Source organism: Frigoribacterium sp. CFBP9029 (assembly GCF_034045305.1).
Taxonomy (GTDB): domain Bacteria; phylum Actinomycetota; class Actinomycetes; order Actinomycetales; family Microbacteriaceae; genus Frigoribacterium.
In genome coordinates, this window is record NZ_JAXCWB010000003.1 from 259,910 (window position 1) to 283,202 (window position 23,293).

Sequence of the window (23,293 nt, forward strand, 5' to 3'; positions counted from 1 at the left end):
CGCCCCCGTCCCCCCGGAGATCGGGGTGACGGGGGCAGTCGTCTGGTGTTACGCGCCGCCGCCGGCGGAGAAGATGTTGGCGGAGATGTTGTCGAGCTGGGTACGGAGCTGCTCGAGCTCGGTCTTGGCCTTGTCGAGGGCGGCCTTGGTCTCGGGCCAGGTGGAGCCGCGGAAGGTCGCCGCGAGGGGTCCGTCCCAGACATTGGGGTCGGACAGGATGCGGCCCTGAGCGTCGAGCTGCGAGATCTGGTCGGTGAAACCGCCGTTGACGATCGACTGGACCTGGCGGATGGCCGTCTTGGCCTGCTCGGTGGAAAGTACGCGTGACATGGTGATGTCCCCTTCATCTGGAAATAGCCCCCGTGCAAGACGCCCCCGGGGCTTGAACATGACGAGACTAGCTCGTCACGGCCAGGATGCACCCCTTCTGCACCGATCTGTCGGTCCCCGTTCGGGGGGTGGCGGCCCTGGGGAGGGATCAACGGCGTCGCAGCCCCTGGATGTACCCGAGGATGTCGGCACCGAGAGCGGAGTCACGGGGCCACGAGTCTGAGATCTGGTAGGCGGCTACCTCGAGGTTCTTGAGATAGGCCGGTTCATTGCCCGCATCTCGCGCCATCCGAGCTCTCGTCAGGGCTTGCCGCACCGAGTCCATGCTCAGGAGGGACGGGTCGGGCTCACGCGCGCTGTCGTCCTCCGCGATCGCATCGATGAGTCGCTGGATCAGGCCGTCGATGTCAGTTGACGTCACGTCCACGAGGCTACGCGCCTTCAGATCGACGCTGGAGAACGCGTCCGTGATCCGTCCGCCCAGAAGGATGCGGAGCATGGCTAGGGTCGACGTCATGGGGACCTGGGGCACCGAGATATTCGCGGATGATCACGCCGACGACGTGAGAGCCGACTGGCGGGATGGGCTTCTCGGCGGACACGACCCGGTGGCACTCTCCGCGCAGCTGATCGACCAGAACGCACGCCTCGATCGGGGTGCCGAGGAGTCCATCGTCTTCTGGGTCGCGCTCGCCGCCGCCCAGCACGAGACGGGCTGGCTGCAGCCCGACGTCCAGGCCACGGCCGTCGACCTGATCGACCGCGGTGGCGACGTCGCCCGCTGGGCGGCGGAGGACTCCGAACTCGCGGCCAGCCGACAGGCGGAGCTCGCACGGCTGCGCGCGAAGCTCACCGGCCCGCCTCGTGCCCCGAGTGCCCTCATCCGATCTGTCGACCATGGGGTCCGCTTCGAGGTCGGCGACGCCGTGCTCCTCACCGCGGCGTCCGGTGTGCGCGCCGTGGCCGTCGTCGTCGCTCAAGACCCTGGTGGCACGGCGAGACCTGTGATCGAGGTGCTGCTCTGGGACGACGACGGTTCGCTTCCGTCCCGTCGATTCCTCGCGACGGCACCGGTCGTGCACACGGATAGCGAGGCGGTGAAGCCGGTCGACGGACCGCCCCGAGTGCGACCGGCCCTCCACACGATGATCACCCCGACCCGCGAGACCGCCTTCGGCCCCCGACTCGGGCGGCTCCTCGCCCGAGGCATCCCCCGTCGACCGTCCGCAGATCTGCGGGACGGAACTCTCACCGCCGGGGAGGCGGTGGTCACCTACCTCACCTGGCCCGCCCTGATCGTTCACATCGAGAGCGACGAGTTCGTCCACGAACGGCAGCTGACCCGCGACGCCGTGCAGCGACCCCGCCGCCGCTTCGGCTTCCGCCGGCTCTGAGGTCGCCGCCTGCGGAACCGCTCGGGGCGAGCCTCGCCCCATGAAGTCAAGTTCGGCGTGAATGCTGGCCTGTGGAAAGGCCGCCGATCCTCGTCCCTGCACCGATCCGTCTGTCGCCGGGGCGCTCACGACCCTGATGGGGGACATCACAGCCGTCCGACATACCCTTATCATGCAAAGGAGGGACAGCACTTTCTAGGGGGAACGGTCTGCATGGCCAGGGGAACGAAGACACACAGCACGACTCTGCGACGGCACCGAGGGGGGCGCGCACTGGGCGTCGTCGCCATGGCGGGCGTCGTCGCACTGCTGGCCACGGCCTGCACGTCCGAGCCGACGGTCGTCGAGAACCCGTCGAAGGTCCTGCAGACCGTCGACACGGCACTCGCCACCGACGGGTCGATCACGGCCGTCTCGAGCACGGCCATCTCCGTCGACGACGCGACCCGTACCTCCTCGACGACCACCGCCGAGCACGTGCCCGCCGACGTCGCGGGCGACCTGCCGCTGCGCATCAGCACGCAGTACCGCACGACCGACGGCACGGGCACCGACCTGGCCGACCTCGACGGCTACGACGGCCGTGTCGAGATCGAGTTGACGGTCGAGAACCTCACCGTCGCCCCGCAAGACCTCAGCTACGACGTCGCCGGCGCGTCCCGCACCGACGCCGCCCTCGTGGGCGCGCCGATCAGCCTCGCCGCATCGACCGTGCTGACCGGCGTCTCGCCGAGCCAGGTCATCTCCGACTCGACGGGCAGCGGCACGGGTGCCGGCACCGACGGCATCGTCAGCACCACTGAAGACGGCGACGCCGTCGTGCAGTGGGCCGCCTTGCTCGCCCCTCCGCGCTCCGGCGCCAGCACCACCCTGCACCTGGTCGCCGACGTGACCGACTTCGCGGCACCCACGATCGACCTCGCAGCGCAGCCAGGCATCTCGACCGACCTCACCGTCGACGGCGTGCTCGGGTCGGCCTTCGACTCGTCGACGACCTCCGAGCTGGCCCTGCAGCAGCGCACCATCGAGCTGGTCGGCGACGTCAACACCGTGCTGAGCCGCGCCGGCGAGACGATCACCGAGGTGCGCACCAACCTCGAGAGCACCTCCGAGACGCTCGGCGTCCGCACCGCCGAACAGCTGAAAGAGAGCAGCTCGTCGCTCGCCAGCACGATGGACGGCCTGAGCGGCCAGCTCGGCTCGCTCGAGACCGACCTCTCGGCCACCGTCACCGGCACCCAGTCGACCGTGCTGAGCCAGCTGCAGCAGACCGTCTCGAGCGTCGACTCGCTGCTCGGCGACACGTCGGCCACGGCACCCGCCGTCACGATCGACGGCGAGGGCTGCGCCGCGGTCGTCGCCGAACCGGGTCAGACCGCCAGCGTCTACGGCAGCCTGCTGCAGGTGTCCGCCCAGCTCGACGGGTACGCCCAGTCGACCGCCGGCTGCCGCGACCAGGTCGCCGCCGAGCTGCAGCGCACCGTCGGCCCGTCGAACCCCGACGCCGCGAGCTGCGCCACCGAGTCGTCGCTCACCTGCTCGCTGTTCGCCTCGTCGGTCACCGTCACGGTCGCCCTGATCGGTCTCGTGACCGACGGCGTCGCGCTCGCCGAGTCGCTCGACGCGAAGCCTGCAGTTCTCGCCATCGAGAGCAACGACGCGCTGACAGCCGATCTCGCCGCGCTCGACGCCCAGCTCGACGCCCTCGCGGCCGACGCGTCGGAGGACGACGTGGCCGAGGCCCTCGACGACCTCCGCGACGCAGCCGACGCCGTCTCGGTCGGCGTGCCGACCCTGCGCGACCAGGTCGACGCCCTGCACGACGCCGCAGAAGACGCACGGGCCGAGATCGGCGACCTGCCCGACGCCGCCGACGGCGGAATCGACCTGCCGTTCTCCGGCGACACGATGCAGGAGCAGAACGCCGAGCTCGCCGCCCGTCTCTGCGACGAGATCGGCGAGGGTATGTCTCGGGGCGAGGTCGAGCAGCTGCGGGCGTACCTGACCGATGTGGCCTGCGAGGTCCCCGAGGGAGGCGACGACGACGGGTCCGAGCCGACACCCGAGCCCACCGGCCTGCCGACCGGTCAGCCCACGACCGCACCGACCGGTGAACCGACGGTGGCTCCCACCGCTGCGCCCGGCGACGACGAGAGCGAAGGAGGCGCGGCTCCCCGCATCATCGACCTCCCCATCGGTCTCGAGCCGATGAGTCAGCGTCTCGACGCGCAGGCCACCGCCTGGGACGCCGTCCTCGCGGCCTCCGACGTCGACGACGATCGTGCCCCCGGCGGGATCGGCGACACCATCGCCACCCTCGACGAGACGACCTCCGCCGTGGATGACGCCATCGATCGACTCGCGCGCACCATCGAGGCGGGCGACGGCGGGCTCGACTCGTCGATCGAGGCGCTGCAGATCAGCGTTACCAGGGCCCAGGGGCAGAACGCCGCCGTGGCGAAGAATCTCAACACGCTCAAAATCCAGCAGGACGCCCTGGCAGACGAGGTCGAGAAGGCCTTCGCCGAGGCTTCGATCGACGCGTCGAACGAGATCCAGGGCTTGATCGGCGAGCAGGTCCGCGATGTCTCGGCGCAGGGTGTGGCCACACGCCAGACCGTGATCGACGCCTTCGACCGTTCGATCGTCGGCCTCTCGTCGACGTCCGACGTGGTCGTCGGCGACGCCAAGGAGACCATCGAGGGTCAGCGAGTGGACCTCGACGAGCAGACCTCCGGGCTCGCCGCCGCCATCGACGAGCAGACCGCGTCGTCGCTCGAGCGCATCGCCGCGAGCACCCAGAACTCGACGCGCGACGTCGAAGGCGCCTCGACGCTCCTCGCCGGCGACCTCGCGAAGGTCATGCTCGATCTCGGCGACCGTCAGGTGGAGGGCTCGGGGATCCTCGGAGCGATGGCCACCAGCGCGGCCAAGGCCGACACCGCCGACTTCCAGCTCGCCCTCGCGACGCAGAACGCGTCCGGCTACGCCAACGTCCGAGCGGAGGACATCGCCGGCATCATGCTCCGTCAGGCGCAGTTCACCGCGTCGCTCGAAGCAGCCACCGCCCTGCCGGCGTTCCACCTCGACGTGCCCTCCGGTGCGACGTCGACCACCCTCTACGCCTTCACGATCGGCGGCGCACGATGAGCGAGCGCGGAGCACGCCACAGCGAGACGCCCGGCGCCACGTCCGACGGGGCCGGCAGCTCGCCGAGCGCGAAGTCGACCGACTCGGTCGAGTCGGCCGCATCGACTGTGGACACCGAGACCCGCCCGCGTCGCCGCGGTCGCACCATCGCCATCGTGGCGGGTGCCCTCGTCGTCGCCGCGGCCATCGTCGTGACCGTCGTCGTCGTGCAGCCCGACGACGAACCCGTCGGCGCCCCCGTGGCCGCGACCCTGCCCGTCGCCCTGACCGCGACCGATCTGCCCGAAGGCACCACGGTCGGCGTCATCGTCACCCTCGGCCCCGGTGCCGAGGGCGCCGACTGGAACGGTGCCGCCCAGGGCGCCCTCGTCGCCGAACGCCGCCTCGAGCTCGGCGGCGCCGACATCGCCCTCGCGACCGAGAACGACGGCGGCACCGAGGCCGGCGCGGCACAGGCCGTGACCGCCCTCGTCGACCAGGGCGTCGCCGGCATCGTCATCGCCTCGTCCGGTCCGCACATCATCGGCGCGGTGACCGCCGCCGCCGACGCCGGCATCCCCGTCGTCCTGCCCTACGCCCCCGTGCCGGACGGCGCCTCGGGCGACGTCTGGTCGACGGCTCCCGACGCCGCGCAGACCGGTGCCGCCCTCACCGAGGCGCTCGGCGGCGCGACCAACACGCTGCTCGTCGACGCCGGAGGCGGCGCCCCCGTCGGCGTCGAGATCGGCCGCACCGAGACGGCGTCGTCGTCAGCCGGCGACGAAGCCCTCGCCCGCGAGGTCGCACGCCTCACCGGGTCGGCTCCGCCGGCCACGAGCACCACGGCGACCGGCGATGACGTCTCGGCCACCGCCTCCCAGGAGACCGAGCCGGTCGCCGACCCCTCCGACGCCGTCCTCGTCAGCGGCTCGGCGACCCGCCAGGCCGCCGTCGTGGCGCGGCTGCAGGCCGCCGACCTCGCCGTCCCCGTCGTGCTCACCCCCGACGCCACGAGCCCCGCGTTCTCCGCAGCGCTGAAGGAGGACGGCGCCAGCCTCTCCGGTTCGCTCGTCACGGTCGGCGCCGAGAGCGGCGACGCGACCGCCCTCCGCGGTGACGGCGCCGGTCGATCGGTGTCGGCGTTCCTCGGCGGAGTCCGCGTGCTCGCGCAGGACCCGGACGCCGTGAACCTGACCGGCGATCAGCCGTTCTCGGTCGTCGCCGGTGCGGCCGACGCCCGCAGCCACGACGCCGTGGTCGCCCTCGTGCGTGCCGTCGAATCGGCCGGCTCGATCGAGCCCGGCGCCGTCGGCGACGCACTCGGAGCCCTCGGTCTCGGCGCCGGCGACGGCATGGCCGGCCCCGCCGTCGACTTCTCGTCGGCGCAGGCCCTCGACGCCGACGTCGCCGTGCTGAACTCGTCGTCGCAGGACCTCGGTCTGCGCCCCGCCGTCGACGACGGGTCGACGGGACTCATCTGGTTCGCCGGCCCCGTCACCGCTCCCGCCGCCGGCTGACGAGAAGAACAGCGCCCCCAGCGAGCCCGCCCCACCCCACCTCCGACCGAGGAGCCCCCATGCGTGTCCTGATCGATCTCGACGGCGACCGACGGAGCATCGACGTCGATCGCTGGCAGAGTGCGGCGACCCTGGGCGAGCTCGTCACCACCGCCGGGGGAGCGCTCCACGCCGGCGACGCCGACCTCTTCGTCGACGAGGCCGCCGTGCCGCTCGACACCCCGCTCGACGAGCTCGTGCTGCTCGAGGGATCGCGCATCGCCCGCACCCCCGGCACGCGCCGACGCCAGGTCGCCGGCTGGAGCGTCACCCTCGCCGGCGGTCTCGCCGCCGGGCAGGTCGTCGAGGTGCCGCGCAGCCGGCCGCTCGTCGTCGGCCGCGCCCCGCAGGCCGACCTCGTGCTGCCGACCGCCAGCGCCTCATGGGAGCACTGCACCATCGAGAACGAGCCCGACGGCGAAGGGGTCCGCATCCGCGACGCCGGCTCGACCAACGGCACCCTGATCGGCGGCGAACGGGTCGACGCCGAGGGCCTCGTCATCACCGAGGCGACGACCGCCATCGTGGGCGGCGCCGTCCTGCTCGTCCGCCCCGCTCTGGCCGAGGTCACCGTGCCGGCGCCCGGGTCGCTGCACAACCTGACCCCCGCCTCCACGGCTCCCTTCAACCGCCCGCCCCGCCCGGGCCGCGCCGACGACGGCGAACCCGTGCAGCCGCCCGACCGCAAAGAGGTGCCCCCCGCCTCGAAGTTCAGCTACATCACCGTGCTCGCGCCGCTGCTGCTGGCCGGTGCGATGGTCGCGCTGCTCGGCGACGCCCGGTTCGCGCTCTTCGCGCTGCTCAGCCCGGTGACCGCGATCGGCATGTGGCTCGAGCAGAAGCACCGCCGCACGAAGAACCTCCGCGAAGAAGAGGAGCGCTTCGAGAAGGCCATCGGCGAATTCTCCGCCGAGATCGCCGAGGCGGCGGCCGAGGAGGCGCGGCGCCGCTTCGATCTCGTCCCCGACCCGGCGACGGTGCTGCGTCGCCCCGAGCTGCCGACCACGCTCCTCTGGCAGCGTCGGGTCGGCGCCGACGACTTCCTCGCGCTGCACGCCGGCATCGGCGACGTGCCCTGGCGGCCCGCCCTCGACGACCGCGGCTCCACCCGCAGAGACGACCGCGTCAAGGAGGCCCTCGCCGCCGGGCGGCTCGCCTCGGCTCCCGTCGTCGTCGATCTGACCGACGCCGGCGTCGTCGGCATCGTGGGCGACCGTGCCGGGGCGCTGGCCCTCGCCCGCAGCCTGCTCGCCCAAGCCGCCGTGCACTGCGGCCCCGCCGACCTCACGATCGGCACCTTCTGCGACCCCGGTCGCGACGGCGACTGGGAGTGGGCCTCGTGGCTGCCGCATACCCGTCAGGTCGGCAGCAGCACCGGCGACCGCTGGATGTCGGCCCGCCGCGAGGCGAGCGTGTCGATGCTGCGCGGCCTCCGCGAGACGGTCGACGAGATGCCGACCCCCGCCCTGCTCGTCGTGCTCGACTCCGAGGTGCTGACCGAGGGGCGCGACGCCCCGGCCCGCGCGATCCTCGGTCACGGTCGCTCGACGCCCGGTTCGTCGCTGCGTCCCAACGAACGCAGCGTGCGCGTGAGCGGCATCGTCATCGCGACCAGCGAAGAGCAGCTGCCCGCGTCGTGCACCATCGTCGTCGTGGTCGGCGAAGACGCCGCCGCGACCGTGCACCGCCCCGAAGACCGCACCCGCGTCGACGACGTCGTGCTCGCGGGGGTCGATGTGCCCACCGCCGAGGAGTGCGCCCGTCATCTCGCCCACTTCGACGACCCCGAGCTGATCGTGCCGGGCGCCTCGCTGCCCTCGCTCGTGCGCCTGCCCGAGCTGCTCGGCGTCCCGCGAGTCGACGCCGAGTCCGTGCAGTCGATGTGGCGCGCCCGCACCGGCGTCTCGACCCCGATCGGGTCGTCCGAGTCGGGGGTGCTCACCCTCGACCTCGTCGCCGACGGCCCGCACGGACTCGTCGGCGGCACCACCGGTTCGGGCAAGAGCGAGTTCCTCCGCTCGCTCGTCGCCGGGCTCGCCGCGCGCAACGACCCGACGCGGCTGAACTTCATCCTGATCGACTTCAAGGGCGGCGCGGCCTTCGCGGCCTGCGAGCGGCTGCCCCACACGATCGGCACGATCAGCAACCTCGACGAGCAGCTCGCCGACCGCGCCCTCCGATCCCTCGAGGCCGAGATGCAGCGCCGTCAGCGTGTCTTCGCCGAGGCGGGCGACGACATCGACAACCTCGAGGCGTATCTGGCGACGTCTCCTGCGGAGCCGATGCCGCGCCTCCTTCTGGTCGTCGACGAGTTCGCGATGCTCGCGAAGGACTTCCCCGACGTGCTCAGCTCGCTCGTCAGCGTGGCCGCCGTCGGCCGCACGCTGGGGGTGCACATGATCCTCGCCACGCAGCGCCCGGCCGGCGTGGTGAACGACGACATCCTCGCGAACACGAACCTCCGCGTCGCGTTGCGGGTGCAGAGCCGCGAGGACTCCAGCAACGTGATCGGCGTGCCGGCGGCCGCGGGCATCTCGCGCGCGCAGACGGGTCGCGCGTACGTGAAGCTCGGACAGGACGACATCACCCCCGTGCAGACCGCCCTCGTCACGGGGCGCGCCCTCGAGGCGGCGGCCGAGGCCGTCAGCGTGCGCGAGATCGGCCAGTTCGGCGTGCCCGCACCGCGCCCGGCGCCCCCGCGCGCCTCTGCGAAAGACAGCACCGACCTCGACGAGCTGATCGACGCGATCGTCGCGGCCGACTCCGAGGCCGGCTTCGCGCCTCCTCGGCAGGTCTGGCCGGAGGCGCTGGGCGAGTCGATCGCGCTGGCCGGGTTCCCGATGGCGGACGGCGACGGCGGGTCTAGCGACGGCGAGGGGTCGGGCGACGACCGGGCGCGCCACGACCGCGTGCGCGGCGGTGGGCCGCAGGTCGGCGGGGTGGTCGGCGACCGGGTCGTCGTGGCACTGGCCGACGAGCCCGATCTGCAGCGGCAGAGCCCCGCCGGGTGGGACATGGCGCAGGGCAACCTGCTCGTCATGGGGATCCCGGGCAGCGGCACGAGCACGACGCTCGCGTCCCTCGCGCTCGACCTGGCGCGAGAGACCGACCCCGCCCACCTCGACCTGTACGTGCTCGACCTCGGCTCGCGCGACCTCGCGCCCCTGGCCGATCTGCCGCACACCGTCGCCTACGTCGGACCGGGTGCCGGGGCGAAGGAGCAGCAGGCGCGGTTCCTCCGGCATCTGCGCACCGAGCTCGAAGCCCGCCGCGCCGACCCGACCGGCCGTCGTCGCGCCGTCGTGCTGCTCGACGGGCTGGCCGCCCTCCGCGACGAGCTGCAGGACTACGAGGGGCAGCAGCTGCTCGATCTGCTCTACCGCGTCTACGCCGACGGGCCCGCGCTCGGGCTCTCGTTCGCCGTGTCGACCACCCGTGCGAAGGCTGTGCCGTCGGCGATGGACGAGGTGACGACGCAGAAGTGGCTGTTCCGCCTCGCCGACCCCTACGACTACGCGTCGCTCGGGGTGAAGGGCAAGAGCATCCCCGCGCCGGTGCCCGGTCGTCTCGTCGACGTGACGAACCGGCTGCAGATGCACGTCGCGACCCCTCCGGGCAGCCTCGCCGAGGCCGTCGCGCACGTCGCCTCCGTCTGGAGCGACGCCGCCGCCAAGTCCAACGCCATCGGACAGCTGCCCGACGACGTGCGCGTCGACGAGCTCGGCCTCGCCCCGACCTTCGACGACGAGCCATGGCGCCTGCCGATCGGCATCGGCGAAGACGACCTGACCCCCGCCGTGCTCGAGGTCTACGAGGGCGAGCACGTGCTCGTGGCAGGGCCCGCGCGGTCGGGCAAGTCGACGCTGCTGCTGGCGATCGCCGAGTCGATCCGGTCGGTGTCGGGTTCTGCGCGGCCCGTCGTCTGGGGCATCGGCGACCGCCGTTCGCCGCTCGTCCATGCTCCGCTCGACCGGGTCGCCGTCGGCGCCGACGAGGTGCCCGCGCTGCTCGCAGCGCTCCGTCTCGAACGCGGACCGGTCGTGCTGCTGATCGACGACGCCGAGCGCTTCGACGACACCGACCAGTCGATCGCGACCCTGCTCGCATCCAACCGGCCGGGCCTCTGCGTGATCGCGGCGGGTCGGTCGGCCGACCTGCGCACGCTCTACGGGCACTGGACGAAGACCGTCCGCAAGTCGCGCTGCGGTGTGCTGCTGCAGCCCGACGTCGACTACGACGGCGAGCTGCTCGGCGTGCCGCTGCCGCGACGCGCCCCGGTCGCACTGACCCAGGGGCGCGGCTACGCCGGTGCAGGAGGCGCGGTGCGGCTCGTGCAGGCGATGAGCCCGAGCGTCGCGGAGCCGGCCCGCACGGCCTGACCCGCGCCTCCTCGGCGTCGTGCCCGCGGTCGCCGGCGTGCCGGGCCGGGGCGTGCCGGGGCGTGCTCGGGTGCGCTCAGGTGCGCTGGGGTGCGCTGGGCGTGCTCGGCTCGGCGTGCTGGGGTGCGCCCGCACGCAGCCGGATCGAGGGTGGTCAGAAAACGTCCTTCCGGGCGCCGTGAAGGGCGTCTTCTGACCACTCAGGTGTTCTGCCGACGTGGGCGCGGGCGCGGGGTCGAGTGGTCAGAAAGTGTCCTTCTGCGCGCTGTGAAGGGCGTTTTCTGACCACTCGATCGCGGTGGCGACGTGGGCGACGCCGGGGTGGGCGGTCGCGGGTGGGAGCGGGGTCGAGTGGTCAGAAACTGTCCTTCCGTGGGCCGCGAAGGGCGTTTTCTGACCACTCGAGTGGGGTGGCGATGCCGGGGTGGCGCGGGCGCGGCGCGGGCGCGGGTGGGGACGACTGCGAGTGGTCAGAAACTGTCCTTCCGAGTCCCGCGAAGGGCGTTTTCTGACCACTCGATCGCGGTGGCGACGCCGGGGTGGCGCGGGCGCGGGTGGGGACGACTGCGAGTGGTCAGAAACTGTCCTTCCGCGGGCGGTGAAGGGCGTTTTCTGACCACTCGAGAGGGGCGACCCGCGCACGCACGTCGGCCGGCCGGGCGGACGGGCGGCTAGTCGCGCGTCGTGATGCTGAAGGGCGAGCTCTCGAGGTTCGTGAAATTGCCGACCGTGGCGCGCAGCACGCACGCGGGCGCGATCGACAGCGCCGTGACCACGAGCCCGTCGGACGACACCGCCAGCGCCCCGCCGCAGCCGTCGGCGAACCGCACGCCCTCCTCGCCGCCCGCAACGTCGACGAGCATCTGCGACGGCGACCCGGTGCTCGGGCTCGAGTACAGCGGGTTCAGCTCGTCGGGGCCGCCAGCCCAGACGGGCACGAGGGTGACGGTCAGCGGTGTCTGGCTGACCGTGCGCGACGGCGTCACGACCTGGACCCCGAGGAGGCGCTGCGCCGGATACGCGGACCCGGTCACCGTCTCGTCACCGGTCGCCTCGGTCGTCGCCGCCGCCGCCGCATCGAGCCAAGCGTCGAGCGCCGTGGCGTCGGCGAACTCCGCCGGGAGCGTCGCCTCGACCTCAACCTGACCGCCCGCGGGCACCTCGACCCCCGTGAGGGACCAGCCGCAGTCGACCGTCACCCCGGTGACGGAGGGCTGGTTGCGGGTGCCGGTCGCGCCGGTCCAGGTGACGGGCGGGCAGCCGTCGCCGTCGGCGGCCGCGGGCAGCACCTCGAGCAGCGGGCCGGTCAGCGGGGCGCTCTGCGCGGCGTAGGCGATCGTCACCGAGACGGTGCCCGCCTCGGGGTCGTAGCTCGCGTCGCGGACGATCGACAGCCCCGTCGGCAGCGCCGTGTCGCGCTGGCTGGCCGTGGCCGCATCGGGCGAGGTGGGGGTCTCCTCGGCGGGGGAGTCGCCCGGCAGCAGCACGACGAGCCCGATCACCAGCGCGGCGATCAGCACGACGCCCAGCCCGGCGAACGCCGCGACCTTGTTCGTGAGCCAGACGGGTCGCCACCCGGGGGTGGCGGTCTCAGCCGCCGCGGCCGCACGGGTCGGCGGTGCCACGCGACGGGGCATCGGCCGCACGATCGTGGCCGAGCCGCCGGTGCCGAGGTCGGGTCGGGGCTCGGCGAGGGCGGCCGCGGCCGCGTCGGAGCCGGCCGCGTCGGGGTCGCCGGCCGCCCCCGGGGACCGGCTCGCGCCTCCTGGGATGGTGTCGGGCGAGGCGGACCCGGCCGCCGCACCACGGACGATCGTCGCCGGCCGCTCGACGTCGTCGAAGCCCTCGGGTGCGACCACCGGTGCGAGGGCCGGCAGCTCGGCGTGGGCCGCCGCGAGCCGACGCATCGAGCTCGCCGCGTCGGCGGCCGACGGGCGTGCCGCAGGGTCCTTCGACAGCACCGACTCGAGCGCAGCCCACAGATCGGCCGGCACGTCGAGGGGCGGGGGCGTCGACGTGACGTGACGGTAGGCGACCGTGAAATCGGTGCCGGGCCCGGCGAAGGGCGTGCGACCCGAGAGGAGCTCGTAGAGCATCACACCGGTGGCGTAGACGTCGCCGGGCCCACCCGAGCGACCCTGACTGATCAGCTCGGGCGACATGTACTGCGGCGTGCCGAGCAGCCCGGTGGTCTGCCGAAGCTTCTCGTCGACCACCGAGGCGATGCCGAAGTCGCTCACCCGCACGGCACCGGTCAGACCGGGGCGCCACGGCTCGGAGAGCAGCACGTTGTCGGGCTTCACATCGCGGTGCGTGACCTGGCGTGCGTGCGCGGCCGCCAGGGCGTCGAAGACCTCGGCGACGAGAGTCAGGGCGTCTCGAGCGGGCAGGGGCCCGGTGGAGGCGAGCAGGTCGCGCACCGAACCGCCGGGCACGAGGTCCATCACGATCGCGAGACGGTCGCCCTCGACCACCAGGTCTCGCACCCGCACGATGCTCGGGTGACGCAGCGAGAGCAGCACCGAGCGCTCGCGCACGAACCGCTCGACCAGGCCGGCGTCGTCGGCGTGCTCGGGTTTCAGCAGCTTCGCGGCGGCCTCGCCGGAGTCGGCGGGTGCAGCGTCGGCAGGCGAGCCGTCGACGGCGCCGTCGCCGCCATCGTCAGGCGTCACCTCGGCTCGCGCCACGGAGACGCGCCAGACCTCGCCGACCGCGCCGGTGCCGATCAGCTCGACGAGTCGATAGGACGCACCGAGAGCCTCCCCTGACCGCGACTGCGCCACTGCTTCCCCCTCGTGTACCCCCGTGCGGACGATCCGGGCCCGCGCCCGACCGTTCCACCCCTCATCGTACTGACCGCACCGGCACCGGGATGCGCGCGGCGCGGGGCGCTGTGGAGACGACGCGACGCAGGCCGCGGAGACGACGCGACGCACGCCGCGGAGACGACGCTGATCACGCTGTGGAGACGACGCGACTCACACACATCGGGCGTGCTGGACCTCTGTCGGTGGTCGATGCCATGCTCGATCCATGGCTACCCTCACTCGTCCCCGCCGCGGCAAGGTCATCGCCGGCGTCTGCGCCGCCCTCGCCAATCGCTTCAACCTCAGCCCGTTCTTCGTGCGACTGCTCTTCGTGCTGTCGATCGTGCTGCCCGGGCCCCAGGTGCTGCTGTACGTGGTGCTCTGGGTGCTGTTCCCGAAAGAGAAGTAGGCGCGCCCGCTGCCTGCCGCTCCGACCCTGCTCAGCGACGCGTGAGCGTCTGCAGCAGCGACTCCTGCAGGTAGCCGAGCCAGTCGAACACGGCGTGCATCGCGCGGAGGTGCGGTTCGGCGTCAGCGGGCATCCCCGCGTCGGTGACGCCGAGGCGGGTTCCGAGGGTCAGCCGCAGATCGGTCAGGCTCCGCAGCCACGCCTGCTGGGCGGCGGTGTCGAGCCGGCGCGCGTCGGGGCGAGGTCCGCGCGGTCTCGACCCGCGCCTCCTCGGCTCCGTGTCGGCGGTCGTCGGGCCGGTGTCGTCGCCCGACGGCTCGGGCGGCCGGTCGGCGAGGGTCGCGAGCACGACGCGGGCGTTCGCGATCTTGCGGTTCGTCAGGTCGTCGGCGGTGAACCGTCTGAACTCCGAGGCGGCCTCGGCGTCGTCGGGGTAGGCGGACGGCAGGAGGCGCGCGACGGCGGCATCGTCGGCGTCACCGTGCTCGAGCAGCTGCACCACCTGCCTGGTCAGGTCGATCAGCAGCGCGCGCTCGTGCTCGGGCAGCTCGAGCAGCACGTCGTCGGCGCCGCGCTCGCGACGGAACGGCAGCTTCACTCGTCGGCCTTCGACACGGTCGCCCACAGGCCGTAGTCGTGCAGAGCCTCGACGTGGCGTTCCATCTGCTCGCGGGGCCCCGTCGCGACCGTCGCCTTGCCGCTCGTGTGCACCTGCATCATCAGGCGTTCGCAGCGTGCCTTCGGGTAGCCGAAGTAGGTCTGGAAGACATAGGTCACGTACGACATCAGATTGACCGGGTCGTCCCACACGAGAGTCACCCACGGGGTGTCGGGGGCCCCGAGGAGGCGCAGGTCGGCCTCGGCCCGGGTGCCGGTGCGTTCTTCGTCGAGGGTCGTGCTCACCTCACCAGGGTGTCACGCCCGGCCGTCGTGGGGTCGCCCGGCGCCCGGGGCCTACCCGGTGCCGGGCGGTCGCGTTATGCTGGGGCGGTCGCGACTGGCGTTCAGATGGTCGACCATCGGGGAGCGACTGACACACGGTTGGTGGCCGTACGCCTGGGCCACGACACCAGATCCCGTCCGTCCCGTGTGCCGAGGAGCAGTCCCATGACCGTCAACCAGAAACTCCCGTCGACCTTCAACGAGCCGCTCTCGGTCGTTGACCCCGAGATCGCCGCCGTGCTCGAGCAGGAGCTGGGCCGACAGCGCGACTACCTCGAGATGATCGCGTCCGAGAACTTCGTGCCCCGTGCCGTCCTCGAGTCGCAGGGCTCCGTGCTGACCAACAAGTACGCCGAGGGCTACCCGGGTCGCCGTTACTACGGCGGCTGCGAGTTCGTCGACGTCGCCGAGAACCTCGCCATCGAGCGCGCCAAGTCGCTGTTCGGCGCCGACTTCGCCAACGTGCAGCCCCACTCGGGCGCGCAGGCCAACGCCGCGGTGCTCGCCGCGCTGGCCGACATCGGCGACACCATCCTCGGTCTCGAGCTGTCGCACGGCGGTCACCTGACCCACGGCATGAAGCTGAACTTCTCGGGCAAGATGTACAAGGCGGTCGCCTACGAGGTCGACCCCGAGACCTACCTGATCGACATGGACGTCGTCCGTCGTCAGGCCATCGAGCACAAGCCGAAGGTCATCATCGCCGGCTGGTCGGCCTACCCGCGTCAGCTCGACTTCGAGGCGTTCCGCGCCATCGCCGACGAGGTCGGCGCGTACCTCTGGGTCGACATGGCCCACTTCGCGGGTCTCGTCGCGGCGGGCCTGCACCCGTCGCCCGTGCCCCACGCCCACGTCGTCTCGTCGACCGTGCACAAGACCCTCGCCGGCCCGCGCTCGGGTGTGATCCTCTCGAACCACGAGCCGCTGTTCAAGAAGCTCAACTCGGCCGTGTTCCCCGGCCAGCAGGGCGGCCCGCTGATGCACGTCATCGCGGCCAAGGCCACGGCGTTCAAGCTCGCCGCCGAGCCCGAGTTCAAAGACCGCCAGGAGCGCACGATCCGCGGCGCTCAGCTGCTCGCCGCCCGCCTGATGAAGGACGACGCGCAGGCGGCCGGCGTCGACGTGCTCACCGGCGGCACCGACGTGCACCTCGTGCTCGTCGATCTGCGGGCCTCCGAGGTCGACGGCAAGCAGGCCGAGAACCTCCTCCACGAGGTGGGCATCACCGTCAACCGCAACTCCGTCCCGTGGGATCCTCGTCCGCCGATGACGACGTCGGGCGTGCGCATCGGCACGTCGGCCCTCGCGACACGCGGCTTCGACGATGCCGAGTTCACCGAGGTGGCCGACATCATCGCCCTCGCCCTGATGCCCGAACCCGACATCGCGGCCCTCGCGGCACGGGTCAAGGCGCTGACCGACGCGTTCCCCCTCTACGCGTGACGGTGGGCGCGACCGGGTCGACCCGCGCCTCCTCGGGAGACGTCGTCGATCCGGTGCTCGACGTGCCGGCCGCTGATGCGCCGACGGCTGATGTGCCGACCGCCGGTGCGGCGGCCGACGTGCCGACCGCTGATGTGCCGACGGCCGAGGTGCCGGTGCTCGACGCGCCGGTCGTGCCTCGCGAGCGGTTCGTCGCCGGTGACGAGTCGACCGCGATCCGCATCGACGGGACGGCGCTCGCCGCGGCGGTGAAAGACGACCTGAGGGTGCGGGTCGAGGCGCTGAAGGCGCGGGGGATCGCCCCGGGGCTCGGGACGATCCTCGTCGGCGCGAACCCGGGGTCGCTCTCGTACGTCGCGGGCAAGCACCGCGACTGCGCCGAGGTCGGCATCGAGTCGATCCGCATCGACCTGCCCGATACCGCGAGCGAGGCCGAGATCCGCGGCGCCATCGAGACGATGAACGCCGACCCCGCGGTCACCGCCTTCATCATCCAGCTGCCGCTGCCCGCCGGTATCGAGCCGACGGCCATGCTCGAGCTGATGGACCCGGCGAAGGACGCCGACGGACTGCACCCCGTCAACCTCGGCGAGCTCGTGCTCGCGGTGCCCGGCGGCAAGGGGTCGATCGACACGCCGCTGCCCTGCACACCGCGCGGCATCGTCGAGATGCTGACGGCGTACGACATCCCGATCGCGGGGCGGCACGTCACGATCATCGGCCAGGGGCTGACGGTGGGGCGCCCGCTCGGGCTGCTGCTGACGAGGCTCGAGGCGACCGCGACGCTGACCCACTCGCGCACGGCCGACGTCGCCGCCGAGGTGCGTCGCGCCGACATCGTCGTCGCGGCCGCCGGTGTCGCGGGGCTCGTGAAGCCCGACTGGGTCGCACCCGGGGCCGCCGTGATCGACGTCGGCATCACCCGCGTGCTGAACGACGAGACGGGCAGGTACCGGCTGCGTGGCGACGTCGACCCGGCGGTCGCGTCGGTCGCCGGGTTCCAGTCGCCGGTGCCGGGCGGGGTGGGGCCGATGACGCGCGCCATGCTGCTGAAGAACGTGGTCGAGGCCGCCGAGCGCTGATCCGCCGAGCGCCCGGCGCCCGTCGCGCGTCGCCCCCGGGCCACGACGCCACCGACTCGACACGACGCCACGAGATCCGGTGGCGGCGTGTCGAGTTCGTGGCGGCTTGATCCCCCACGACGCCAGAAGGTGGACTCGACGCCAGGTTTAAACCCGGCGTCGTGTCCACCTTCTGGCGCGCTGGTGCGCTGGCGCTGGCGTCCTGGCGTCCTGGCGCGCTAGGCGTCGCGGCGCGCGCCCTCGTCGGCGTTCACCGTGAAGACGGTCGGCGCGGCGAAGCCCGCCTCGGCGAAGGCCGCGACGACGGCCTGCTCGACCGCGGCGCGTGCCTCCGTCGGCACGAGCGCGATCGCCGAGCCGCCGAAGCCGCCGCCCGTCATGCGAGCGCCGAGAGCACCCGACGCCTGGGCGGTGGCGACCGCGAGGTCGAGCTCGGGCACCGAGATCTCGAAGTCGTCGCGCATCGAGACGTGCGAGGCGTCGAGTAGGTGCCCGATGGCGCGGGCGCCGTCGGTCCGCAGCGTGCGGACGGTGTCGAGCACGCGCTGGTTCTCGGTCACCACGTGGCGCACGCGACGGAACGTCTCGTCGTCGAGCATCTGCTCGGCACGAGCGAGGTCGTCGGCGTCGAGATCACGCAGCGACGAGACGCCGAGGGCTGCGGCCCCTCTCTCGCAGGAGGCGCGGCGATCGACGTACCCGCCGGTCGCGTGCGCGTGCTCCACCTTGGTGTCGACCACGAGCACCTCGAGGCCGGCGGCGGCGAAGCCCAGCTCGACGACGTCGGCGTCGAGGCTGCGGCAGTCGAGGAACACGCCCGAATCGGCCCGCCCGAGCAGCGACGCGGACTGGTCCATGATGCCGGTCGGTGCGCCGACGGCCTCGTTCTCGGCGAGCTGCCCCACGGCGGCGAGCGTCGAGCGGTTGACGTCGATCGACCAGAGCTCGGCGAAGGCGAGCGCCACCGAGCACTCGAGGGCGGCCGACGACGACAGGCCGGCGCCGACGGGCACGTCGGACTCGACGAAGAGGTCGAGACCCGTGGCGGTCGACAGGTCGACGCCCGACAGGTCTCCGCCGGCGGCGCTGAACGCGGGGGACTCGGCACGCGTCGGGGCGACGTGCAGCGCCCAGGCGATGCCGAAGACGTAGCTCGACCAGCCCGACATCGACGCCGGGTCGAGGGCGTCGAGCGAGATCTCGTGCACGCCTGCCTCGAACGACGACGAGACGCGGAGCAGGCGATCGGTGCGGACGCCGACGGTCACGGTGGTGCGTCGGTCGATCGCGAACGGCAGCACGAAACCGTCGTTGTAGTCGGTGTGCTCGCCGATGAGGTTCACGCGGCCGGGGGCCGACCAGCGGCCGACGACCTCGGTGTCGAACACGTCGGAGAACCCTCGGGGTGTGGTGGTGTCGGTCATGCTCGTTCGATCGCCTCTCTGATCAGGTCGGCCTGGGCCTCGGGGACGAGGTCCCCGATCCAGGCTCCCATCGCCGCCTCCGAGCCGGCCAGGAACTTCAGCCGCTTCTCGGCTCGTCGCGGCGACGTGATCTGCAGGTTGAGCCGCACGGTGTCGCGGCCCACGTTGACAGGAGCCTGGTGCCAGGCCGAGATGTACGGGGTGGGGTCGCCGTACAGCGCGTCGACCCCCCGCAGGAGGCGCCGGTACATGATCGCGAGCTCGTCGCGTTCGTCGCCGGTCAGCCCCGCGAAGTCGGGCACGTGACGATGCGGCAGCAGGTGGATCTCGATCGGCCAGCGGGCCGCGAAGGGCACGAACGCCGTGAAGTGCTCGCCGGCGAGCACGACGCGCGGGCCCTCGCGCTCGGAGTCGAGCAGATCGGCGAACAGCGTCGGGCCGTACGACTCGATGCTGCGCAGCAGACCCAGCGTGCGGGGTGTGATGTACGGGTAGGCGTAGATCTGACCGTGCGGGTGGTGCAGCGTGACGCCGATCGCCTGGCCGCGGTTCTCGAACGGGAAGACCTGCTCGATGCCGGGCAGCGCCGACAGCGCCTCGGTGCGGTGCGCCCACGCCTCGACGACGGTGCGGGCACGCGACTCGCTGAGTTCGGCGAACGAGCCCTCGTGCTCGGGGCTGAAGCAGACGACCTCGCAGCGACCGACGCTGCGGCGCGTGCGCCCCATGCCGAGGCGGGCGAGGTCGTCGACGCCCTCGGGCGCCTGGTCGTCGGTGAGCAGGGGCCCGAACGAGGGCGAGCGGTTCTCGAAGACCGCGACGTCGTAGACGTCGGGGATCTCGGACGGATTGGTGGGCGACGCCGGGGCGAGCGGGTCGAGCTCGGCCGGGGGCAGGAACACGCGGTTCTGCCGTGACGCCGCGATCGACACCCAGTCGCCCGTCAGGACGTCCTGTCGCATCGTCGCGGTGTCGGGGCGCGGGTCGAGCACGCGGGCGTCGGCCTTGCGGTCGGGGCCGAGCGTCGTGTCGGCGTCGTCGAAGTAGATGAGTTCACGCCCGTCGGCGAGCACCGTGGTGCGGGTGGCGATCGACGCCATGGGGGAGCCTCCTCGGTCGTGCCTCGCACCGCGGGATTTGCAGTTGCGAAAGCACCTGAAAGCATACGAAAATGACGAGGTGAACGCCAACCCGATCGACGAGCAGCTGCCGGCCGGTCGCCGCCGTGATCGGATCGCCGACCTCGTCGGTCGGCGCGGCTTCATCCGCACCGCCGAGCTCGCCCGCGAATTCCGCCTCTCCGAGGTGACGATCCGCACCGACCTCGAGAGTCTTGCCTCCGACGGTCTGCTCTCACGCGTGCACGGGGGTGCGCTCTCTCTCGATCGGCCGGTCGTCGAGCGCCCGTTCGAAGAAGAGAGCTCGGTCGGCATCGAGGCCAAGCGGGCCATCGGGGTGACCGCCGCCTCCTTGGTCCGGTCCGGCGACTGCGTCGTCATCGACGTCGGAACGACGACCACCCAGATCGCCCTCGCGCTGCTCGAGCGAGACGACCTCGACGACGTCGTGGTCGTGACCAACGGTCTGACCATCGCGCTCGCGCTCGAGCAGGCGGTGCCGCGCTTCACGGTGATCGTGTCGGGCGGCACGCTCAGGCCGCTGCAGCACTCGCTGGTCAACCCGCTCGCGACCAGCGTGTTCGCGAGCATCACGGCCGACGTCGCCTTCATCGGCTGCACCGGCGTCGACGCCGCGCACGGGGCGACCAACGTCAACCTGCCCGAGACCGATCTGAAGCGGCTGATGACGCAGACCGCGCGGCGGTCGTATCTGGTCGCCGACGGGGCGAAGCTGGGGGAGGCGCACCTCGGCGTCATCGCTCCCCTCGACACCTTCGAGGCGCTCGTGACGGCCGGGGCGTCGGGTGCTGAGATCAGCGGACTCCGAGGTGCCGGTCTCACAGTGATCGAGGCCGATCGGGACGACGACGATGACGCGGCCGAGCGTGACGAGACAGGAGACGCGACATGACCGAGCCATCCAGCGAGGGCCCCCGCCCGGCGACCATCCATCCGCCCACGGGTGCGCAATACCGCCTGTCGCTCGACGAGGCCGGGCACGAGGTCGGCGCGATCGTGACCGAGGTCGCGGCGGGCATCCGGGCCCTGTCGGTCGACGGGCATGCCCTCACCGAGACCTTCGCCGAAGACGAGACCCCGCCGTCCGCCTGCGGCATCACACTGTTCCCCTGGCCGAACCGGGTCGACGGCGGTCGGTGGACCCTCGACGGCGTCGTGCAGCAGCTCGATCTCACCGAGCCCTCGAAGGGCAACGCCTCTCACGGCCTGCTGCGGTACACGGCCTACCGGCCCCTCGTCGTCGAGCGGCATGCGGTGACCCTCGGGGCGACCGTCCACCCGCAGCACGGGTTCCCGTTCCAGCTCGACCTGACCGTGCGGCACGAGCTGGTCGTCGACGGCATGCGGGTCACGCAGACCGTCGCGAACGTGGGTCGGGGCAGGGCGCCGTTCGCGGTCGGCGCGCATCCGTTCCTCCGCGTCGGCGACCACGACCCGGCGACGCTCCGGGTGACGCTCGACGCGGCGACCCGGTCCGAGGTCGACGACCGCAGCATCCCGACGGGTACGGCCCCGGTCGCCGGCACCGAGTACGACCTCAGCGGCGGGCCGCTCGTCGGCGACCTCGATCTCGACACCGGTTACCGCGACATCGCTCCCGACGACGCCGGCATCCGCCGAACCCGCCTCACGGCCCCCGACGGCTGGGCCACCGAGCTCTGGCAAGACGAGGCCTTCCCGTTCGTGCAGGTCTTCACGCCTCGCAACTTCCCCCGCGGGGGAGTGAAGGGGCTCGCGGTCGCAGCCGAGCCGATGACGGCTCCCGCGAACGCCCTGGCGACGGGTGAGGGGCTCGTCTGGCTCGACGAAGGCGAGACCTGGTCGGCCCGGTGGGGCATTCGGCGGACCCGCGCTTGACCCCGATCCGCTGAGAGGCTGTCCTGTTTGCGCACTCTCGCGCAGATCGTTTCTTTGTATGAGAAAGCGCGATACCGTGAATCGTCCGGCTGGTTACCGGACGACAGTCGCCGGGTAACGCAGGTGGCCGCTCTTTTCCTGATCCGAATGGCGGCCTCGCCCGCCCGGTGCATCGTGCCCCCGGTCCCGACGCCCAGCGCCTCGGAGCCGGGGGTGCGGTCCCTCGCCGACGGAGGGGTGCGGCGCCAGGCGTGACGCGGTTCGCGGAGCGCCGTGCTCGACGCCGGAGAAGAGTGGGCCCCATGGGGCTCGAACCCATGACCCGCGGATTAAAAGTCCGATGCTCTACCAACTGAGCTAGAGGCCCTCGTCGACAACAATACGGGATCGTGCGCGGCGCCGTCGTCGCTCGGACGACCCGCCGGGGGAGTGAGTGTCAGGGGTCGCGCCTATCGTTGAGGCGATGCCAAGAGACTTCCACCGCCCCACCCAGTTCTCCGGCGCCGAGTTCGAGGCCTTTCAGGGCGGAGACGACCCGGCGACGATCAACCGCGTCGCCCACGAGTCGGCCGCGGCGCTCGTCGCCCGCGTCAAAGACGACCCGTCGCCCGAGATCCTCGACCGCCTCGTCAGCTACACCGACCTCCACGGCATCGATGCCGTCGCCGAGCTGTGGGCCCACGCCGGGGCGCACACCCTGCCCGGCGCCCTCTGGCGCATCTACCTCGTGCGGGCGGTCATCCGGCAGAACCCGGCCGACATCACGTTCCTCTTCGAGCGCGGCGTCGAGTCGTCGTCGACCATCGACCCCATCGTCGCGGGTGCCCCGGCGCCGGCCAGCCCGGAGGAGATCCTCGAACTCGCCGACCTCATCCTCCGCGGCGTGTTCGTCGGCGACTTCGCGACGGCGCTCGAGCGCGGGGCGGCGTTCTGCCGCCTCGCCTCCGCCGGGGCCACGAATCTCGCAGACGACCACGACTCGATCGGCTCCGACCACGCCTCCGACCTGACCCGCCGGGCACTGCGGCTCTCCGAACTCGCCGTCGACCTCGTCGCCTGCGCCCACCTCTGGCGCACCGACAGTCTCGACTGACCCCTGCCTCGCGCCACCCGCCCGATGCAAGTCGGCGGGCGCATCAGGTCGCGGATTTCGCACCCGGCGAACGTCGAGGCGGATGCCGGAGACAGCGGGTAACATCGATTCTCGCCGGGCCGCAGTAACCCCGGGCTCCAAATTTAGCCGCTTCGAGCGGCCTCGCGCCGAGAGGCGTTTCTGCGGCCTGGCACCTCTTCCGGCCGAAGCCGACATCACCAGTCGTGCATGGCCCGCAAACTCGCCCAATCCGGCTGCGAGCTCGTGCCGAACCAAGTGTGTGAGAGCGAAAGCTCCTCCGCCGGTTCC

17 protein-coding genes, 1 tRNA gene and 1 riboswitch are annotated in these 23,293 nt (G+C 72.2%); of the genes, 10 read left to right on the forward strand and 8 right to left on the reverse strand.

The window, feature by feature from the left end:
• Window positions 1–48: 48 nt before the first annotated feature.
• Both SOM11_RS06000 and SOM11_RS06005 read right to left on the reverse strand, forming a co-directional pair.
• Complete coding sequence (locus SOM11_RS06000; protein WP_192061299.1) at window positions 49–330, reverse strand: pyrophosphorylase; 282 nt, start codon at window positions 328–330, stop codon at window positions 49–51.
• Between the two features lie 148 nt (window positions 331–478).
• A complete protein-coding gene (locus SOM11_RS06005; protein ID WP_320477495.1) occupies window positions 479–751 on the reverse strand; it encodes a hypothetical protein in 273 nt (90 codons plus the stop codon).
• 76 nt (window positions 752–827) lie between these two features.
• Between SOM11_RS06005 and SOM11_RS06010 the strand changes: the two genes are divergently transcribed.
• From SOM11_RS06010 to SOM11_RS06025, 4 genes are all read left to right on the forward strand, one after another.
• Entirely contained in the window at window positions 828–1,724 is an 897-nt protein-coding gene (locus tag SOM11_RS06010) for a hypothetical protein (RefSeq protein ID WP_320477496.1), read from the forward strand.
• A gap of 213 nt (window positions 1,725–1,937) precedes the next feature.
• Window positions 1,938–4,874, forward strand: coding sequence for a PT domain-containing protein (locus tag SOM11_RS06015; protein WP_320477497.1), 2,937 nt, complete (start codon window positions 1,938–1,940; stop codon window positions 4,872–4,874).
• Window positions 4,871–6,370, forward strand: a complete 1,500-nt coding sequence (locus SOM11_RS06020; protein WP_320477498.1) for a hypothetical protein — start codon at window positions 4,871–4,873, stop codon at window positions 6,368–6,370. The genes SOM11_RS06015 and SOM11_RS06020 overlap by 4 nt, the downstream gene beginning before the upstream one ends.
• A 59-nt stretch (window positions 6,371–6,429) precedes the next feature.
• A complete protein-coding gene (locus SOM11_RS06025) occupies window positions 6,430–10,788 on the forward strand; it encodes an FtsK/SpoIIIE domain-containing protein (protein WP_320477499.1) in 4,359 nt (1,452 codons plus the stop codon).
• Window positions 10,789–11,459: 671 nt separating this feature from the next.
• Here SOM11_RS06025 and SOM11_RS06030 read toward each other — a convergent pair.
• Window positions 11,460–13,571, reverse strand: coding sequence for a serine/threonine-protein kinase (locus tag SOM11_RS06030; RefSeq protein ID WP_320477500.1), 2,112 nt, complete (start codon window positions 13,569–13,571; stop codon window positions 11,460–11,462).
• Window positions 13,572–13,821: 250 nt separating this feature from the next.
• Between SOM11_RS06030 and SOM11_RS06035 the strand changes: the two genes are divergently transcribed.
• Window positions 13,822–14,004 carry a PspC domain-containing protein gene (locus SOM11_RS06035; protein WP_192061304.1) on the forward strand — a complete coding sequence of 61 codons (183 nt, stop codon included), beginning with the start codon at window positions 13,822–13,824 and terminating at the stop codon, window positions 14,002–14,004.
• Between the two features lie 31 nt (window positions 14,005–14,035).
• On the opposite strand, the gene SOM11_RS06040 is transcribed toward SOM11_RS06035, so the two are convergent.
• A complete protein-coding gene (locus SOM11_RS06040; RefSeq protein ID WP_320477501.1) occupies window positions 14,036–14,602 on the reverse strand; it encodes a DUF2017 family protein in 567 nt (188 codons plus the stop codon).
• Window positions 14,599–14,907 carry an ATP-dependent Clp protease adapter ClpS gene (clpS, locus tag SOM11_RS06045; protein ID WP_192061305.1) on the reverse strand — a complete coding sequence of 103 codons (309 nt, stop codon included), beginning with the start codon at window positions 14,905–14,907 and terminating at the stop codon, window positions 14,599–14,601. Before clpS ends, SOM11_RS06040 begins: the two co-directional genes overlap by 4 nt.
• A gap of 80 nt (window positions 14,908–14,987) precedes the next feature.
• Window positions 14,988–15,073: riboswitch (ZMP/ZTP riboswitch) on the forward strand.
• A gap of 38 nt (window positions 15,074–15,111) precedes the next feature.
• Here clpS and glyA point away from each other — a divergent pair.
• Together glyA and SOM11_RS06055 are read left to right on the forward strand one after the other, a co-directional pair.
• Complete coding sequence (glyA, locus tag SOM11_RS06050) at window positions 15,112–16,389, forward strand: serine hydroxymethyltransferase (protein WP_192061306.1); 1,278 nt, start codon at window positions 15,112–15,114, stop codon at window positions 16,387–16,389.
• Window positions 16,390–16,562: 173 nt separating this feature from the next.
• On the forward strand, window positions 16,563–17,471 hold the full coding sequence (locus SOM11_RS06055) for a bifunctional methylenetetrahydrofolate dehydrogenase/methenyltetrahydrofolate cyclohydrolase (RefSeq protein ID WP_192061424.1): 909 nt from the start codon (window positions 16,563–16,565) through the stop codon (window positions 17,469–17,471).
• Window positions 17,472–17,689: 218 nt separating this feature from the next.
• Here the strand turns inward: SOM11_RS06055 and galK are convergent, their stop codons facing one another.
• Window positions 17,690–18,895: a galactokinase gene (galK, locus tag SOM11_RS06060; RefSeq protein ID WP_320477502.1), complete on the reverse strand. Its 1,206-nt coding sequence runs from the start codon at window positions 18,893–18,895 to the stop codon at window positions 17,690–17,692.
• Window positions 18,892–19,995, reverse strand: a complete 1,104-nt coding sequence (gene galT, locus SOM11_RS06065; RefSeq protein ID WP_192061308.1) for a galactose-1-phosphate uridylyltransferase — start codon at window positions 19,993–19,995, stop codon at window positions 18,892–18,894. The genes galK and galT overlap by 4 nt, the downstream gene beginning before the upstream one ends.
• A gap of 79 nt (window positions 19,996–20,074) precedes the next feature.
• Between galT and SOM11_RS06070 the strand changes: the two genes are divergently transcribed.
• Together SOM11_RS06070 and SOM11_RS06075 are read left to right on the forward strand one after the other, a co-directional pair.
• The gene (locus tag SOM11_RS06070; protein WP_320477503.1) at window positions 20,075–20,926 is read left to right on the forward strand and encodes a DeoR/GlpR family DNA-binding transcription regulator; all 852 of its coding nucleotides are present in this window, start codon (window positions 20,075–20,077) and stop codon (window positions 20,924–20,926) included.
• Complete coding sequence (locus tag SOM11_RS06075; protein ID WP_320477504.1) at window positions 20,923–21,891, forward strand: aldose 1-epimerase family protein; 969 nt, start codon at window positions 20,923–20,925, stop codon at window positions 21,889–21,891. Before SOM11_RS06070 ends, SOM11_RS06075 begins: the two co-directional genes overlap by 4 nt.
• A 294-nt stretch (window positions 21,892–22,185) precedes the next feature.
• Here SOM11_RS06075 and SOM11_RS06080 read toward each other — a convergent pair.
• Window positions 22,186–22,258 (reverse strand) — tRNA-Lys (locus SOM11_RS06080).
• A 96-nt stretch (window positions 22,259–22,354) separates the two neighbouring features.
• Here SOM11_RS06080 and SOM11_RS06085 point away from each other — a divergent pair.
• A complete protein-coding gene (locus SOM11_RS06085) occupies window positions 22,355–22,984 on the forward strand; it encodes a DNA-directed RNA polymerase subunit beta (protein WP_192061310.1) in 630 nt (209 codons plus the stop codon).
• Window positions 22,985–23,293 lie beyond the last annotated feature (309 nt).

Coding starts and splice junctions, on each gene's coding strand:
- SOM11_RS06075 (WP_320477504.1), top strand. CDS start 20,923: ATGACCGAGCCATCCAGCGAGGGCCCCCGCCCGGCGACCATCCATCCG.
- galK (WP_320477502.1), bottom strand. CDS start 18,895: ATGACCGACACCACCACACCCCGAGGGTTCTCCGACGTGTTCGACACC.
- SOM11_RS06035 (WP_192061304.1), top strand. CDS start 13,822: ATGGCTACCCTCACTCGTCCCCGCCGCGGCAAGGTCATCGCCGGCGTC.
- galT (WP_192061308.1), bottom strand. CDS start 19,995: ATGGCGTCGATCGCCACCCGCACCACGGTGCTCGCCGACGGGCGTGAA.
- SOM11_RS06015 (WP_320477497.1), top strand. CDS start 1,938: ATGGCCAGGGGAACGAAGACACACAGCACGACTCTGCGACGGCACCGA.
- SOM11_RS06085 (WP_192061310.1), top strand. CDS start 22,355: ATGCCAAGAGACTTCCACCGCCCCACCCAGTTCTCCGGCGCCGAGTTC.
- SOM11_RS06020 (WP_320477498.1), top strand. CDS start 4,871: ATGAGCGAGCGCGGAGCACGCCACAGCGAGACGCCCGGCGCCACGTCC.
- SOM11_RS06000 (WP_192061299.1), bottom strand. CDS start 330: ATGTCACGCGTACTTTCCACCGAGCAGGCCAAGACGGCCATCCGCCAG.
- glyA (WP_192061306.1), top strand. CDS start 15,112: ATGACCGTCAACCAGAAACTCCCGTCGACCTTCAACGAGCCGCTCTCG.
- SOM11_RS06025 (WP_320477499.1), top strand. CDS start 6,430: ATGCGTGTCCTGATCGATCTCGACGGCGACCGACGGAGCATCGACGTC.
- SOM11_RS06010 (WP_320477496.1), top strand. CDS start 828: ATGGCTAGGGTCGACGTCATGGGGACCTGGGGCACCGAGATATTCGCG.